11 protein-coding genes are annotated in these 16,057 nt (G+C 71.4%); 7 read left to right on the top strand and 4 right to left on the bottom strand.

Features of this window, described 5'->3' with window-relative positions:
• The first annotated feature begins 261 nt into the window (after positions 1-261).
• Positions 262-1,053 carry a VOC family protein gene (locus tag BKI49_RS32275; protein ID WP_095937935.1) on the top strand — a complete coding sequence of 264 codons (792 nt, stop codon included), beginning with the start codon at positions 262-264 and terminating at the stop codon, positions 1,051-1,053.
• Positions 1,054-1,193: 140 nt separating this feature from the next.
• Here the strand turns inward: BKI49_RS32275 and BKI49_RS32270 are convergent, their stop codons facing one another.
• Positions 1,194-2,033 (bottom strand): patatin-like phospholipase family protein, encoded by an 840-nt coding sequence (locus BKI49_RS32270; RefSeq protein WP_095937833.1) that lies wholly within the window; start codon positions 2,031-2,033, stop codon positions 1,194-1,196.
• Between the two features lie 104 nt (positions 2,034-2,137).
• Between BKI49_RS32270 and BKI49_RS32265 the strand changes: the two genes are divergently transcribed.
• Positions 2,138-2,803: a TetR/AcrR family transcriptional regulator gene (locus BKI49_RS32265; RefSeq protein WP_095937832.1), complete on the top strand. Its 666-nt coding sequence runs from the start codon at positions 2,138-2,140 to the stop codon at positions 2,801-2,803.
• A 293-nt stretch (positions 2,804-3,096) separates the two neighbouring features.
• On the opposite strand, the gene BKI49_RS32260 is transcribed toward BKI49_RS32265, so the two are convergent.
• Positions 3,097-4,143 (bottom strand): LacI family DNA-binding transcriptional regulator, encoded by a 1,047-nt coding sequence (locus tag BKI49_RS32260; RefSeq protein ID WP_095937831.1) that lies wholly within the window; start codon positions 4,141-4,143, stop codon positions 3,097-3,099.
• A 379-nt stretch (positions 4,144-4,522) separates the two neighbouring features.
• On the opposite strand from BKI49_RS32260, the gene BKI49_RS32255 reads away from it, so the two are divergent.
• Complete coding sequence (locus tag BKI49_RS32255; RefSeq protein ID WP_095937830.1) at positions 4,523-5,410, top strand: SH2 domain-containing protein; 888 nt, start codon at positions 4,523-4,525, stop codon at positions 5,408-5,410.
• Between the two features lie 252 nt (positions 5,411-5,662).
• Positions 5,663-6,817, top strand: a complete 1,155-nt coding sequence (locus tag BKI49_RS32250) for a serine hydrolase domain-containing protein (protein ID WP_095937829.1) — start codon at positions 5,663-5,665, stop codon at positions 6,815-6,817.
• Positions 6,818-6,836: 19 nt separating this feature from the next.
• Here BKI49_RS32250 and BKI49_RS32245 read toward each other — a convergent pair whose 3' ends face one another.
• Entirely contained in the window at positions 6,837-7,805 is a 969-nt protein-coding gene (locus BKI49_RS32245; protein WP_095937828.1) for a multicopper oxidase domain-containing protein, read from the bottom strand.
• A gap of 184 nt (positions 7,806-7,989) precedes the next feature.
• Between BKI49_RS32245 and BKI49_RS32240 the strand changes: the two genes are divergently transcribed.
• The 3 genes from BKI49_RS32240 to BKI49_RS32230 all read left to right on the top strand — a co-directional run bounded on the left by BKI49_RS32240 (position 7,990) and on the right by BKI49_RS32230 (position 14,931).
• Positions 7,990-10,509: a ThuA domain-containing protein gene (locus BKI49_RS32240; protein WP_179332654.1), complete on the top strand. Its 2,520-nt coding sequence runs from the start codon at positions 7,990-7,992 to the stop codon at positions 10,507-10,509.
• Positions 10,509-12,734, top strand: coding sequence for an OmpL47-type beta-barrel domain-containing protein (locus BKI49_RS32235; protein WP_179332653.1), 2,226 nt, complete (start codon positions 10,509-10,511; stop codon positions 12,732-12,734). Before BKI49_RS32240 ends, BKI49_RS32235 begins: the two co-directional genes overlap by 1 nt.
• A 100-nt stretch (positions 12,735-12,834) precedes the next feature.
• A complete protein-coding gene (locus tag BKI49_RS32230; protein ID WP_095937827.1) occupies positions 12,835-14,931 on the top strand; it encodes a HEAT repeat domain-containing protein in 2,097 nt (698 codons plus the stop codon).
• A gap of 89 nt (positions 14,932-15,020) precedes the next feature.
• Here BKI49_RS32230 and ligD read toward each other — a convergent pair whose 3' ends face one another.
• A complete protein-coding gene (ligD, locus tag BKI49_RS32225; protein ID WP_095937826.1) occupies positions 15,021-16,037 on the bottom strand; it encodes a non-homologous end-joining DNA ligase in 1,017 nt (338 codons plus the stop codon).
• Positions 16,038-16,057 lie beyond the last annotated feature (20 nt).

Here is a 16,057-nt window from a genome sequence, read left to right as displayed (position 1 = left end):
GCCGCGGGACGAAAAACGTTCGATCAACGCGGGATCAACGACTCGTTCCAAGGCGCCCGACGGCCTCCGATGATGGCTCCGTACGACGCGAAGAGCACGGCGGCGCGCGGGGCGGGCGCTGAGCCGCACGAACTTCGAGGGGCCTTCCACGGCGGTGGAACGGGCCGCCCGGAGCCCGGCGTGCGCGTCCCGGCGGCGATTGTCAGTGGGCGGTGCCAGACTCGGCAGAGCAGGCAACGGGACCCCTCAAAGGAGGGCATGATGCTCACCACCCGTTTCGTCACCGGCGCCCCGAACTGGCTTGATGTCGGCACGTCCGACATCGACGGCGCCACCTCCTTCTACGAGGGCCTCTTCGGCTGGCAGTTCCAGTCGGCGGGGCCCGATGCCGGCGGCTACGGCTTCTTCCAGCTCGACGGGAAGACCGTGGCCGGCGGCATGCAGACCACCGCGGAACAAGGCCCGCCCTCCTGGACCGTCTACTTCCAGAGCCCCGACGCGGAGGCCACGGCCAAGACGGCCGAGCAGTCCAAGGGCGCCGTGCTCGTGCAGCCCATGGACGTGATGGGCGAGGGCCACATGGCGATCCTCGCCGACAAGGCGGGCGTGCCGTTCGGCCTCTGGCAGCCGGCCCGGACCAAGGGGCTCGACCTGGCCGGTGAGCCGGGCTCGCTGTGCTGGGTAGAGCTGTACACGCCGGACATCGCGGCCGCCGCCGCGTTCTACAACTCGGTCTTCGGATGGGAGACCTCGGCGATGCCGTATCCGGGCGGCGTCTACACCTGCATCAACCCGGCGGGCACCGAGGAGGAGGCGATGTTCGGTGGCATGGTGCCGCTGGCCGACGATCCCACCGAGGCGGAGTCCGGCGCGTACTGGCTGCCGTACTTCGAGGTCGAGGACACGGACGCCGTGGTGAGCAGGGCCCAGGAGCTCGGCGGCAAGGTGCGCATGCCCGCGACGGACATGGAGGGCGTGGGCCGCATGGCCAAGCTGGCCGACCCGTACGGGGCACGCTTCGCGGTGATCAAGAGCGCTCCGCAGCAGACGTGACGGCCGCGTCGGGAATCCCGGCGGGCCCCGGCGGCTCCGGCGCGCCGCGAGTGGTCCCGTCGGGGCCCGACGCATCGACGGCTCCCTGAGCCTGACGGGTCGGTCCCTCTGTGGCCACTGCCCGCACCGACCCACCGACGTCAGCCGAACCACACCTCGGCGACGGATTCGGCGAGTGCGACGGCCTGGGCATGGCCGGCGCGGGCGGCGGCCGGGCGGCGAGAGTCGTCCAGCATGTTGCGGCCCATCGCGCGGCGCGCGGCACGGTCCGGCACCAGGAGACTCACGCGTGCACCGTGCCCCGCCAGTTGGGCCGCCTGGAGCGCGGCACTCGGGTGCGGGCCCACCGCCCGCGGAATCGGGGCGACCGCGACGACGCGCCGATGGTCGCGGGCCAGATGGAGATTGGCTGTCGAGCGGCTGCCGCCGTCCATCCAGCGGCGGCCCCCCGCGGTGACCGGCGGCCAGACCACGGGCACCGCGCAGCTCGCCGCGACCGCTTGGAGGAGCGTCAGTCCCGAGGAGGCGTCGAACGCCTCCAGAGTCCCGGTCCGCGCGTCGACCGCCGTGATCCTCAACTCCCGCTCGGGCCATTGCCGTACGTCGCCCAGCAGGGTGCCCACCGTGTCGTGGACCACCGACTCGGGGCCGGTGCGCGCCGTCAGCGCGGCCCTGCCGAGGCGCTGGACCGATCGCCGCGGATCGCGCGAACCCAGCGCCGCCCACAGGAAGCGTGCCGTCTGCCCCCAGGTGACACCGACGTCGACGGGGTCGGCTCCGGCGAGCTGCCCCCCGTACAGCTCGCCGGGGCCGACGCCCGAGGTGAGCCGGGCCGCGTGGACGGCGCCCGCGGAGGTGCCGATGACGGTGTCGGCGCCCGACACGTCGACTCCGGCCTCGGCGAGTCCGGCGAGCACACCGGCCATCCATGCTCCGCCGACCGCCCCGCCGCCGCCCAGCACCAGTGCCGTGTCCGCCATCACCGCTCCTCGTCCACCCCAAGTGGGGAGTACTCCCCACTTCTCCGCTCGACGATAACATCAGTACCGGGGAGTACTCCCCGGTACTACCGAAGGGTGAGGCCATGACCGTCGACGGGAAGGGACCCGGTGCGGCACGACGCAGCGACGCCCGGCGCAATCGGGAGCGGCTCGTCGAGGCGGCGCGCGAACTCTTCGCCGAGCAGGGCCTCGACGCGCCGCTCGACGTGATCGCCCGCAGGGCCGGCGTCGGCAACGCCACGCTCTACCGGCACTTCCCGAGTCGCGCGGTACTCGTCGACGAGGTGTTCGAGGAGGCCCTCAGCGCCACCATGGCGGCGGGCGAACGGGCCCGCGGCGCGGCCGACGCCTGGACGGGGCTGGTGGGCTACATGGAATCCGTCTTCGCGGGGCTGGCCGCCGACCGCGGCGCCATCGACCTGATGACCACCGGCCTGGAAGGCGTCACCACGCTGGAGGCCGTCCACGCCCACAACCGGGAGACGGTGGACGCACTGCTGCGACGAGGCCGTGAACAGGGCACGGTGCGCGGCGATCTCGGCACCGAGGACCTCCTCTTCGCGCTGGCCGCGCTCGGCCGTGCCGTCCCCGCGCTGGCCGCGACGGCAGCGGGCGCCTGGCGCCGCCCCCTCGCACTGCTCCTCGACGGACTGCGCGCCTCGCCCGCCTCCGCGCCGCTGCCCGAGCCCCCGCTCACGGCGGACCAACTCGACGACGTACTGCGGCAGTTGGGCCCGCACCGGCAGTGACGCGTGCGGTGGCGGGCGCCGTCACCAGGGCCGCGCGGTGATCCCCGGCGCCCGCACGCCCCACCACGTCCGACAGGGCCCGGGGAGCGGTCGTGACCATCGCCCGGTGGGTGTGGCCGGCAGGCGGCGGCAGCGTGCTGCTCACCATCGTCGGCTCGCCGCCCGAATGCGCACGAGGACTACGCGGAGGCCGGTCCCACCGGAGCGGTCGGCAGGACTACGCGGAGTCCGGTCCCACCAGGGCGGTCGGCAGGACCACGCGGAGTCCGGTCCCACCAGGGCGGTCGGCAGGACTACGCGGAGGCCCGTCGCACCAGGGCGGTCGGCAGGACCACGCCGCCGGACGAGTCCTCCGGGCCTGGCTCGGCGACACCGCGGTCGATGCGGCGCAGCAGCAGCCGGGCCATCAACCTACCCATTCCCTCTATGTCCTGACGGACCGTCGTCAGTGGCGGGTCCGTCTGCTCGGCGACCGCCAGCATGTCGTCGAAGCCGATCACGGCCACGTCGTCGGGCACCCGCCGCCCGTGCTCGCGCAGGACGCGCAACGCCCCCGCCGCGGTCAGGTCGTTCGCGGCGAACACGGCGTCGACGTCGGGACAGCGTTCCAGCAGTTCACGCATCGCCCGCTCGCCGCCCGCGGGCGTGAAGTCGCCCTCCACGACGAGCTCCGGACCGGCGTCGGCCATGACGTCGCGGAACCCGTCCAGCCGGTCGACGGCCGACGTCTGGTCGAGGGCACCGGTGATGTGGGCGATCCGCGTGCGCCCGAGGCCGACGAGGTGCCGTACGGCCTCGCGGGCTCCGCCCCGGTTGTCGCAGTCGACGTACACGGCGGGTACGGCGTCACGCGGGCCGTCGCCCCAGCCGGGCCGGCCGCCGAACACCGTGGGCACGCCCGCGCCGTGGATCAGGCCGGGCAGCGGGTCGTCGAGGTGCAGCGAGAAGACGAGGGCGCCGTCGACATGTCCCCCGGCGAGATAGCGGCCGACCCGTGCGTGATCGTCGCGGCCCTCGGTGAGCAGCAGCACGAGCTGTGAGTCGTGCGCGGTCAACTCCTTGCTGATCCCACGGAGCTGGAGGGCGAAGAAGGGGTCCGCGAAGACCTTGGTCTCCGGTTCCGCGATCACGACGGCCACGGCGTCGTGGCGCCGGGTGACGAGACTGCGCGCGGCCTGGTTCGGCACGTACCCGAGTTCTTCGACGGCTCGTCTCACCCGCTCGGCGAGCGGCTCCCGCACGCCGTCACCGCCGTTCACGACGCGTGACACGGTGGCCCGGGAGACCCCGGCCCGCTCGGCCACGGCCTCCAGCGTGGGGCGCGACGCTGTCCCGGTCACCTCTGGGCACCTCCTCGGCGGTTGCGGATCAGGATAACCGCGCCGCCGTGACACGGTGCGAGCGCTCCGCGATCACCCGGATCCGTTCGCGTCCGGAGTCCGGACTCCCCACCGCACACCCGAATCGGCCTCGGCCGCGAGGTCGAACCGCCTGGCCGGAGCGCCCAACACCCTCGTGGCACGCCTGCATCCGCCCGGTCCAAGGCCGCCCAACACCCCCGTCACACGCCTGCATCCGCCCGGTCCAAGGCCGCCCAACACCCCTGCGTCACACGCGCATCCGCCCGGCCGAGGCCCGGGACGCACCGCCACGTGCGAATCCGGTTGCGCCCGTGCACGCGGCGGGCCGAGGATCGCCTCATGACCATGAGAAAGGCCCATGACACCTGACCGCCCGGCCACCCCGCCGGCTCCCTACGCCCGGCTTCCCCGCGCCCACCGGGACCTGAACGTCCTGCACAGTACGGTCGACGCCTTCGGCCGCGCGCACTGGCTGCTGTCCGGCGATCCGCCCGCCGGGCGCCGCGCGAAACCGTACGACGCCGTGGTCGTCACGGTCGAGGACGGCCGGCCCCACGAGACCCGGCTGGGTCCGCTGCACGCCCGGTTCCCGCTGCTCGACGCCCTCCCGGACGGCGGATTCGTCGTCGCGGACGCCCGCAGCCGCCCCGGCGACGAGCAGGTGCAGGTCCTCGACGCCCTGGGACGCCCCTCGTGGACGTTCCGCGTGGGCGACGCGGTGGAGCATCTGCTCACCGACGAGAGCGGTGACCTGTGGGTGGGCCACTTCGACGAGGGCGTGTACGGGGACGACGAACTCGCCCGGCCGGGTCTGCGGCGCTGGAGCCAGACCGGGGAGCCCTTGTGGTCGTACCGCCCGGTGCACGGCGGCGGTGAGATCAGCGACTGCTACGCGCTCAACGTCGGGGCCCGTTCGGCATGGGCCTGCGCCTACACCGACTTCGCCCTGCTGGAGATCGCTCCCGGACGCGAGGCGAGAGCCCGGGCGAACCAGGTCTCGGGAGCGCAGGGACTGGCCGTGCACGCCGGCAGGGCGGCCTTCGTCGGCGGCTACGGCGACGCACACGACCGGCTCGTGGTCGGCCGCCTCACGCACGAGAACTTCGTCGCCGTCGAGGAGGGCCGGCTCGTCCGCCCCGACGGCAGCCCGCTCGGCCGTCGTCGGCTCGTGTCCCGTGGCCGCCGTGTGTACGTCCAGGAAGAACCGTTCACGGAGTGGACGGTGTTCGACCTGGACGCCTTCTAGGGCCCCTCTTCGAACGGAGCTGCCGGTCGGGACCGGCCGAGAGGCAAGCCTCCGTGCTCCCCGACAAGGGGGGTAGCCCCCGGCACCCCCTGAGGACAGCGCATCGGCACATCGGCGGGAAAGCCGGATGGGCCGATCGTCCCTCCGCTGGTGGGATGGTGGCCGACCGCCGGCCCGGGGGGCGAAACAGCCGCGGGCACAGCCTGAGCGGTCCCTGAATGTGCGGGCAGCCTGAACAGAAGGGGAATCATCATGCATGGGCCCGGAAGGCGTCGGCGAGGCCGGCTCGTCCTGACCGGACTGGCCGCGGCCCTCCTCGCCGTGTCGACCGCACCGACGGCGACCGCGAAGCCGCGGCCGGCCGATCCGCTGCAACAGCGGGTGGACGCGATCCACGACACGGGAACCGTCGGTGTGTCCGCCGAGGTGACCTCACCTCACACCCGTGACATCGCGCGCGCCGGAACGGCCCGGCGGGGCACCGCCAGGCCGATGCCACAGAACGGCAGGTTCCGGATCGGCAGCGCCACCAAGACCTTCACCGCCGCGGTCGTGCTGCAACTCGTCGGCGAGGGACGCGTGTCCCTGGACGACACCGTCGAGCAGTGGCTGCCGGGAGTGGTCCGGGGCAACGGCAACGACGGCCGCCGGATCACCGTGCGACAACTGCTGCAGCACACCAGCGGCATCCCCGACGTCCTTCCGGAGATCCCGGCCTTGAACAGCGCGGACGGCTATCGGGCCGAACGCCTGCGCACCTACACGCCCGAGGAGTTGGTGAGGCTGGCGCTGCGGCACCCTCCCACATTCCCCGCGGGCAGCGGCTGGTCGTACTCCAACACCAACTACCTTCTCGCCGCGATGATCATCCACGAGGCCACGGGCCGGAGCTGGGCACAGGAGGTGACCGACCGGATCATCCGGCCGCTGGGCCTGAAGGACACCGGTGCACCCGGCGCCTCCCCGTCCGTCCCGGGCCCGCACGCCCACAGCTACGCCGCGTTCCGCACCGGTACCAGCATCGATGTCACGGTCCTCGACTCCAGCATGGCCGTCGGTTCCGGTTCACTGATCAGCACCACACGCGACCTGAGCCGGTTCTACGCCGCACTGCTCGGCGGACGTCTGCTGGCTCCGGCGCAGCTCGACGAGATGACGGCGACCGTGCCCGCGCCCGAACTGGGCATACCCGGCGTGAGGTACGGACTCGGCCTGGGCGAGCTCCCGTTGCCCTGTGGCGGCAGCTACTTCGGGCACCCTGGCGAACTGCTCGGCTACCACAGCTGGGGCGGCGTCACGGCGGACGGCACTCGGACCGCCGTGACATACGTCACCAGCGACGGCGGCCAGGGTACGCAGCAGGCCATGAGCACCCTCGTGGGCGAGGAACTGTGCCGGACCCCCTAGATCCCGTGCGCGGCGTCTCCTAGTGCTCGTGCGCGGCGTGCTCGTGGGGGTCGTACCCCGGGATGGTCCCGTCCGTCTTCTTCACCAGGAACAACCCCACCATTCCCATGTCGGAATGGCTCTGGACGTGGCAGTGGTACATCCAGGCCCCTGCTCCGACGCCCTCCCCCGCGATCACCTGGAAGCCGAAGGAATCCGCGGGACCGACGATCTTGTTGTCGACGACCCGGCTCGGATCGTCGGGGCCGGTCAGCAGGCCCGTGCGGTTGTCGGCCCAGCGATGACCGTGCATGTGGAACGTGTGGTAGTACTCGCCGTGCGTGATCATGACGAACTCCACGCGGTCCCCCACCGTGGCCTCGAAGTCGGGGCCGGAGTGGGCGGGTCTGTTGTTGATCGTCATGTCGTTGAAGACGATCGTGAAGGTCCGGTCGGGGAGGATGTCGCCCTTGCGGCGGACGATCACGGGGCCGTAGAGGCCCTTGCGGATGCCGCCCGTTCCGTGTTCCGTGCCGACCACGTGGTCGTGGTAGTGCCAGTAGCCGGCGCTCCCGGGACGCCAGGTGCCGTCCTTGCGGCGACCGGGTGCGTGGGTGCGCCAGGTGTAGGTGCGGGTGCCGCCCGGCTCGACGTCGCTCTTGTTCAACTTCGTTCCGTCGCTGGAGACTTCGTAGTCGAGGCCGTGGACGTGCAGGCTCGCCGGCACGTCCATGGTGTTCTCGAACTCGATGTGCAGGGTGTCGCCCTCGTCGAGTTCGATCAGCGGACCCGGGACCGACGCCTTGCCCTTCTCCAGGCCGTATCCCATCTGCCCGTCGGCGAGTTTCTCCGCGTACAGCTTGATGTGCCGGACCTCGCCGCCGGCCGGAGCGGTCCGCACGTCGTCCGCGGCGCTCACGGCTCGCGGAGCCGCCGACAACGATGTCGCGGCGGTCGCGACCGCCGCCCCGCCGAGCAGCATCCGCCGGTTGAAACCGCGTCGGTCCATGCCGAACTCCCCACCCTGGTACGGAATTTACGGAGGCGAACCTGTGAGACGGTAGCCGCACCACCGTCGTTTATCCACACTCAGGACAAAGTTCGTTGAATCGCGGTCATACCTATTGGCGGGCCGCGAAAAGAGGTCTAGCTTCCTTGGCGTTTGCTGTGACCGACGAGGAGTGGATGACCACATGCGGCTCACATCGCATCAAGAGCCATCAGTCCTACGAGGGTTGAGCGCGAAAAGACGCAGAAGCAGGCGCCGCGCCTGGGCGTCGGCGCTGGCCGCCGGGGCCGTCACCGCGGGGGTGCTCTCCGCGCCCGCCGCGAGCGCGCGCCCGGCCCCGGACCCGTCCCTGACAACGATGTCCATCAAGTCGCCCCCGGGCGGCGCAAATGTGCGAGTGCTGATCTTCTACGGTTCGGCGGCGTCCGGGGACGAGTCACCGGTCGTGAACGCCGGCATCGAGGCCATCGAGAAGATCGGGCTGTCCGGCCCGGCCGCACAGCGCTTCAAGGTCGAGACGACGGACGACGCCTCGGTCTTCACCGATGACGCCCAACTGGGCCGCTACAACGCCGTGGTCTTCCTGACCGGCGGCGGCGACGTGCTCGACCCCGAGCAGGAGGCCGGGCTCGAGGCCTACATGGAGGCGGGCGGCGGATTCGTCGGCATCCACGACGCGGCCCGTGCGGAGCCGTACTCGGACTGGTTCACCGGGCTCATCGGGGCCCGCCCGGCCGGTACCGGCCCGACGGACGTCCAGCGTGCCACCGTCGAGGTCGGCGACCGGCAGAACCCCGCGACCAAGGACCTGCCGGTCCAGTGGAAACGCCCCGACCAGTGGCTCAACTGGGTCAAGAACCCGTCGGGCGACGTGCACACGGTGGCCCGGGTCCGCGAGTCGACGTACCGGCCGGGCGCCGGCGCCAACGGCTGGGACCACCCGGTGAGCTGGTGCCGGGACTACGACGGAGGCCGCTCCTTCTACACCGGGATGGGCGGCACGGTCTCGTCGTACGACGAGACCGACTTCCGTACGCACCTGCGCGGCGCCCTGCTCTGGACGACACGTCTGGCGCAGGCCGACTGCAAGGCGGCGATCAACTCCAACTACAAGGCGGAGCGCCTCACCCAGCCCAACCAGCCGGGTCAGAACGACCAGATCGGCGAGCCGCACGGCCTGGTCACCGCCTCCGACGGCCGCGTCCTCTACATCGGCCGCGGTGGCGCCGACCCCTCCCAGCCCGTGATCACCGACTGGAACAACCCCGACGTCGGCAAGGGCAAGGGCGAGATCCACGTCTACGACCCGAAGACCAAGAAGGTCACCCTGGCCGGCGCGCTCACCGTGTTCGGCAACAAGGGCGGCGGGGACGAGCTGATCAAGGTCGAGGAGGGGCTCCTCGGCATCGAGCTCGATCCGCGCTTCGAGCAGAACGGCTGGGTGTACCTGCACTACACGCCCCATTCCCGGATCAACCGCGACACCCAGATGGCGGAGCGCCGGGTGTCCCGGTTCACGCTCGACCTCGCCACGAACAAACTCGACCTGAACAGCGAGAAGGTCCTCCTCAAGTGGCCGGTGCAGATCCACAGTTGCTGCCACGCGGGCGGCGGGATGGCCTGGGACTCCAAGGGCAACCTGTACATCGCGACGGGTGACAACAACTCCAGCCGCTTCAGCGACGGTTACTCGGGCAACAACCCGGAGCCGAACTACAAGGGCGTGTCGTTCGCGGACGCCCGCCGCACCGCGGGCAACACCAACAATCTCAACGGCAAGATCCTGCGGATCCACCCGGAGCCCGACGGCACGTACACCCTGCCGGAGGGCAACCTCTTCACCGGCAAGGAGACCGCGGAGGGCGGCGGCAAGACGCGCGGCGAGATCTATGTGATGGGCGTCAGGAACCCCGCCAGGATCTCCGTCGACAAGAAGACCGACACCCTGTACGCCGGCTGGGTCGGCCCGGACGCCGGGGCGCCGTCGACGACATGGGGGCCGGCGAAGTACGACACCTTCGCCGTCATCACCAAGGCGAGCAACCGCGGCTGGCCGTACTGCATGGGCAACAAGCAGCCCTACCGGGACCGTAACCTGCCCGATCCGACCAAGCCGCTCGGCTGGTACGACTGCGACCACCCGAAGAACGAGTCCCCGAACAACGACGGGCTCGTCAACCTGCCGCCGGTCACCGGCAACAACATCTGGTACTCGCCCCAGGGCGGCGCACCGGACTACCCGCGCGACGCGAACGGCGTCCCGTCGTACAAGCAGGAGGAGGCCACCTACCTGCTGCCGTGGCTCAAGGGCGGTGGCCAGGCGGCCATGGACGGGCCCGTCTACCGGTACGACGCCTCGATCGCCGACTCCGGCAAGTGGCCCGCCTATTGGGACGGCAAGTGGTTCGTCGGCGACTTCTACGACTCCGACCAGCCCCGCAACGCGGTCCTGACCGACCCGAAGACGGCCGGGGACGGGGGCCTGCCCGTGCACTCGGAGTCGCTGAAGAAGATCGTGCCGATCGGCAACGACGGCATCAAGAACCTCATGGACTGGAAGTTCGGACCGGACGGCGCGCTGTACGTCCTCGACTACGGCCGCGGCTTCTTCACCTCCGACACCAGGTCGGCGCTGTGGAAGGTCACTTACACCGGCGGCGGTCCGACTCCGGCGGCCGGCCGGCTGGCCAGGAAGGCGGAGTGATGTTCGCACGACGAAGAACGGCACGTCTGTGGACGACCCTGGTGGCGTCCCTGCTGATGGTGCTCGGGCTGACGTCGACGTCCGCGACGGCCGTGACGGCCGCCGTCGGGCGGTCCGACGCGCCGAAGGCGGCCGCCGCCCAGGTCCTCACCTGGACCGCGGGCGACGACATCACCCAGTACGCCTCGGTGCCGCAGACCGCGGTCGCGGGGCCCACCACGATCGTCTTCGAGAACAGCGCGGCGACCGGCAACACCACGGGGATGCCGCACACGCTGACGTTCGACGTGTCCGACCCCGAGTACAACAACGACGTCCCGCTCAACATCCTGGCCAACCCGAACGACGACCAGGGCGGCAGGCACACCGCCGAGGTGACGCTCACTCCCGGCCGCTACCGCTTCTTCTGCACCATGCCGGGCCACGAGCGGATGCAGGGCATCCTCGTGGTCACCGAGGGCGGCGGCTCGGACACCACGGCGCCGGAGACCTCGGCGTCCGTGACCGGGGCGCAGAACTCCGAGGGTGCGTACGTCGGTTCGGCCACGGTCGCGGTGAGCGCGACCGACGCCGGTTCGGGCGTCGACCGGATCGAGTACGCGATCGGTGACGCGGGCGCCTGGCAGCCGTACACCACACCCGTGGTCGTCGACCAGGTCGGCACCCACAAGGTCCGCTACCGTGCCGTCGACAAGGCGGGCAACACGGCCGCCGAGAAGAGCGTCGCCTTCACCGTGGTCGCGCCACCGACCGACGACACCACGGCGCCGGAGACCTCGGCGACGGTGAGCGGTGAACGCGACGCCGCCGGGGCGTACATCGACATGGCGACGGTGACCGTCTCCGCCTCCGACACCGGTTCCGGCGTCAACACGATCGAGTACGCCGTCGACTCGGGCGGCTGGCAGCCGTACACGGCACCCGTGATGGTGCACGCGCTCGGTGCGCACCAGGTGCGCTACCGGGCCACCGACAAGGCGGGCAACACGGCCGCCGAGAAGAGCGTCGACTTCACCGTGGTCGCGCCACCGGCGTCGGACACGACACCGCCGGTGACCGGGGCGACGGTGGACGGGACCAAGAACTCCGACGGCGCGTACGTGAAGAGCGCCAAGGTCACGGTCAACGCCACGGACGAGGGCGGTTCGGGCGTCGCCGCGATCGAGTACTCGCTGGACGGCGGCCCTTATCTGGCCTACTCCGCACCGGTCGTGGTCGACCGGGTCGGGGCGCACACGGTGGCGTACCGGGCGAGCGACAAGGCCGGCAACACCTCCGAGGCACGGACCGTGAGCTTCACCGTCGCCCCGGGCGGCGGGGTGCCCCCGCCGAACTGCCCCGAGTACGACGAGCGGTCGACGGTGATCGTCGGTTCGGTCGACTCGGGTGTGCCGAACCGGGTCACCGAAAGCCGCTGCCGCATCAACGAGTTGATCGAGGACGAGAAGGAATGGACGTCCCAGGCCCTGTTCCTCAAGCACGTCAGGACCGTCCTGGACCGGCTCCTGAAGGAAGGGGTCGTCGACCAGCGCGAGTACAACAGGATCAACAGGGCCGCCAAGCAGTCCGGCATCGGCAAGCCGGGCCAGACGGAGGGCTATCGCAAGATCTTCGACGGCTCGCCGGAGTCCTTCGGCAAGTGGGAGCAGGTGGGCGGCGGTTCGTTCGGGCTGAACGCGGACGGGTCGATCACCTCCGGCACCTCGACCGGCGGGCTCGGCATGCTGTGGTTCCCGCAGCGCAAGTACGGCGACTTCTCGCTGAAGCTCCAGTGGCGTGACGACGCGCCCGGGACCGGCAACGCCAACTCCGGTGTGTTCGTGCGCTTCCCCTGGGTCCACGACCACCCGCAGGAGTCGCGCCCCGAGTGGGTCGCCATCGAGTACGGGCACGAGGTGCAGGTGCTCGACCGGCCCGACGGCGACATGTACAAGACGGGCTCGATCTACGGCTTCGACCGGGTGGGCCTCGCCGGTGCGGGCGTCACCCAGAAGGGCACCTGGAACGACTACGAGATCCGTGTGGTCGACCAGCACTACTCGGTCTACCGCAACGGCGTACTGATCAACGAGTTCGACAACACCGGTGGCCAGGAGTTCTATCCGCCGCGCTCGGACGACCCGGGCACGGACGGCCGGCGGTTCGCCTCCGGGTACGTCGGGCTCCAGGTGCACAGCACGACCGATGTGATCTCCTACCGGGACATCCGGATCAAGGAGCTGTGAGGAGGTCCGGGTCGCCCGGATCCGCCTGAGCCGTTGTCAGCGGCGTGCGGCATGCTGTGATCAGCGGCAGCCGTACGCCGTCGACGACGGGGAGGTCTGTGTGTTCACGGGGATCGAAGAGGTCGACTGGGCGTCGATGGGCCACGCCTACACCGACTCGGCCACGGACGTGCCCGGCCTGTTGTGGGGTCTCGCCTCCGACGACCCGGCCCGCCGCGACATCGCCCTGGACGGCATGTACGGCGCGGTGCACCACCAGGGCGATGTGTACGACAGCACGGTCGCCTGCATCCCGTTCCTCTTCGAGCTGATCGAGACGCCCACGGTGGCCGACCGGGACGCCGTCGTCCGCCTGCTGCGCAGCATCGCGGGCGAGAAGGAACCCGACCCCGAGGAACTGGGCGGCATCTTCGAGGACGAGGAGGAGGACGCCGCGTGGATCCAGCCGTTCCTCGACGCCTCGCGGCTGATCCGAGGGCGTGCCGACCGCTTCCTCGGGCTGCTCGACGATCCCGACGCCGAGCTGCGTGCCGCGTTGCCGGGCGCGCTCGCGCAGCTGCACGCGGAGCCCACGAAGGTGTTCTCCGTCCTGCGCGGCCGGCTGCCGGTCGAGACCGACGCCGAGGCCGCCCACGGCCTGGCGCGCGCCATCGGCACCCTGGCCGTCGACCACGCCGAGACGCTCGGCTCCCAGGCCGGACCCGTCCTGCGGGACGTCCTCGACCGCACGGCCGACCCGCAGCTGCGCATGACCGTTCTCGCGCAACTGGCCCGCTGCGCCCCGGACCTGCTGCCGGACAACACCGCGGAACTGGCACTGGAGATCATGCGCCTGGCGTACGAGGCCCGGCACGGCGAGTCCGAGGAGGAGCCGGAGCCCGCACCGGAGCGGCCGCGCACCCCCACGATGGTGTCGTATCTGCGGGACCTGGAGGCGGCGCACCGCAAGAGCGTCGACGCCGACCGGGCCGACGATCTGCTGGAGGAGCTGCACCGGGCCCTCGGGGACCGCGCCGATGTGCGTTTCGACCTGCTGAACGGGCAGTTGTGCTCCCAGGACTGGGGACAGCGCGTCGCGGCGGTCCGCATGTGCGGCCTGCTCCTGACGGGCTGGCGCCCACCGAACGACCTGCCGGTGGCCCTGCTCGCCCGGCAGCTCGTGGAAGAGGAACCGGACCTGTCCGAACGAGCGCTGAACGAGCTGTCGTACGTGGCGCCGATCGCCCATGTCGTCGCGGAGATCCTCGCCGTCTGCGTGCGGGAGTGGGACGACGAGTGGGAGCCCGACGGCTGGGAGCGGACGCTCTACGGCAGGGCGCTGGCGGCGCTGGCGCTCCAAGGTGACGAGCGGGCCGTGGCGGCGCTGGTCGACGTCATGGCCGAGGGCGGCGACACCCCGGAGTATCTGGCCCGGTGGGTGAAGGCGATCGGGGCCGAGGCGGCGGCACCGCTCGGCCCGGTGCTGCACCGGCGTCTGGCCGCGCTCGCCCCGGGAGCCCACCGCGACACGAGCCGTCTGATCGACGCGCTGGGTGTCATCGCGCCGGCCCCGTCACTGGAGCTGCTCATCGCGAAGCTCGGGGACGAACAGGACCGGCAGGCGCGCTGGTCGGCCGCCCAGGCTCTCACCCGGTACGGCCGGGCGGCCGGTGAGGCGGCGCCGCGGCTGCGGGAGTCGGTGACGGACGAGGCCACCCCGACGGAGATCCGGCTGGACGCGGCGGAGGCCCTCTGGGCGGTGACCGGTGAGGCGGAGCTGGTGCTCCCCGTCGTCCGTGACGGCCTGGACTCGACCCACTGGTACGGACGGTCGGCCGCCCTGCGCATCATCGGCGCGCTGGGCCCCGCGGGCGCGGCGCTGGCTCCGCGCCTGCGCGAGCTCACCGTCACGGGTACGGACGTGTCGGCGGCCGTGGCCCTGTGGAAGGTGACGGGCGACGTCGAGGCGGTCCTGCCGGTGCTGCTGGACGAGTGGACGGCCACGCCCAGGAGCCGCCCGGCCGCGGCGGCCTGTCTGGCCGGGATGGGCCGGGCGGCCGCTCCCGCCCTCCCGCTGATACGCGCGGAGCTGGCCTCGCCCCGCCGCCACAACAACGACGGCACCGCGGGCAATGTGCGCTACGACGTGGCCGAGGACGAGGCCCTGCTGAGGGACTGCCGGACGATCGAAGCGACGTTCGCAGCGCTCGACGGCTAGAGCCCGTCGTCACCTTCCCGTCGTCACCTTCCCGTGGTCGCACGAAGGACGGCCCGCCGGCGTCCGGTGCCGGGAATCGGCAGAAGGACCTAGCCGTCCTTCTCCCTGGCCCGGCTCGGCTGCACCCGCTTGGGCTCGCCCGGCATCTTCGGGTACTCCGGCGGGTACGGCAGGTCGCCCAGACCGTGGTCGTGCTCGTCACGGCTGGCGAGTTCCAGCAGTGCTTCCAGGGAGAAGGCGTGGTCGTCCATGTCGGCGTGCACATCGCCCAGTTCGGCGAAGCGGGCCGGCATGGTCGCCAGGTCGAAGTCACGCGGCTGGGCGTCGTCCACCTCGTCCCAGCGCAGGGGTGCGGAGACGGGGGCGTGCGGTCGGGGGCGGACCGAGTAGGCGGAGGCGATGGTGCGGTCCCTCGCTGTCTGGTTGTAGTCCACGAAGATCTTTTCGCCTCGCTCCTCCTTCCACCACGCGGTGGTGACCCGGTCCGGCATACGGCGTTCGAGTTCGCGCCCGGCGGCGATGGCGGCCCGGCGCACCTGGGTGAACGTCCAGCGCGGCTGGATGGGGACGAAGACGTGCAGACCGCGTCCTCCGGAGGTCTTGGGCCAGCCCGTCAGATCGCCGTACTCGTGCAGGACGGCGCGCAGCTCGTGGGCGGCGCGCACGGCGTCGGCGTAGTCCGTGCCGGGCTGCGGGTCGAGGTCGATACGCAGTTCGTCGGGTCGGTCGACGTCGTCGCGGCGGACCGGCCACGGATGGAAGGTGAGCGTGCCGAACTGCGCGGCCCACAGGACGGCGGCGGGCTCGGTGGGGCACATCTCGTCGGCGCTGCGTCCGCTGGGGAAGGTGATGTGGGCGGTGGGAATCCAGTCGGGCATGTTCTTGGGCGCCCGCTTCTGGAAGAAGGACTCGCCGGTCACACCGTCCGGGTAGCGCTCCAGGGTGGTGGGGCGGTTGCGGAGGGCCCGCAGGATGCCGTCGCCCACGGCGAGGTAGTACTGCGCGAGGTCCAGCTTCGTGAACCCGCGCTCCGGGAAGAAGACCTTGTCCGGGCTGGACAGACGTACGGTCCTCCCGGCTGCCTCGAGTTCCACCGCATCGCCCATGCGAGCCACGGTAGGCGTAG

Origin of the sequence: Streptomyces sp. Tue6028 (genome assembly GCF_002300165.1) — a bacterium.
Taxonomy (GTDB): domain Bacteria; phylum Actinomycetota; class Actinomycetes; order Streptomycetales; family Streptomycetaceae; genus Streptomyces; species Streptomyces siamensis.
The sequence above is the reverse complement of the archived record's forward strand: the minus strand, read 5'-3'. Positions and strand labels throughout refer to the sequence as shown.

What these genes read in the sequence shown, in the direction of transcription:
- BKI49_RS32275 (WP_095937935.1), top strand. Translation starts at nt 262, where the DNA reads ATGCTCACCACCCGTTTCGTCACCGGCGCCCCGAACTGGCTTGATGTC.
- BKI49_RS32270 (WP_095937833.1), bottom strand. Translation starts at nt 2,033, where the DNA reads ATGGCGGACACGGCACTGGTGCTGGGCGGCGGCGGGGCGGTCGGCGGA.
- BKI49_RS32265 (WP_095937832.1), top strand. Translation starts at nt 2,138, where the DNA reads ATGACCGTCGACGGGAAGGGACCCGGTGCGGCACGACGCAGCGACGCC.
- BKI49_RS32255 (WP_095937830.1), top strand. Translation starts at nt 4,523, where the DNA reads ATGACACCTGACCGCCCGGCCACCCCGCCGGCTCCCTACGCCCGGCTT.
- BKI49_RS32250 (WP_095937829.1), top strand. Translation starts at nt 5,663, where the DNA reads ATGCATGGGCCCGGAAGGCGTCGGCGAGGCCGGCTCGTCCTGACCGGA.
- BKI49_RS32245 (WP_095937828.1), bottom strand. Translation starts at nt 7,805, where the DNA reads ATGGACCGACGCGGTTTCAACCGGCGGATGCTGCTCGGCGGGGCGGCG.
- BKI49_RS32240 (WP_179332654.1), top strand. Translation starts at nt 7,990, where the DNA reads ATGCGGCTCACATCGCATCAAGAGCCATCAGTCCTACGAGGGTTGAGC.
- BKI49_RS32235 (WP_179332653.1), top strand. Translation starts at nt 10,509, where the DNA reads ATGTTCGCACGACGAAGAACGGCACGTCTGTGGACGACCCTGGTGGCG.
- ligD (WP_095937826.1), bottom strand. Translation starts at nt 16,037, where the DNA reads ATGGGCGATGCGGTGGAACTCGAGGCAGCCGGGAGGACCGTACGTCTG.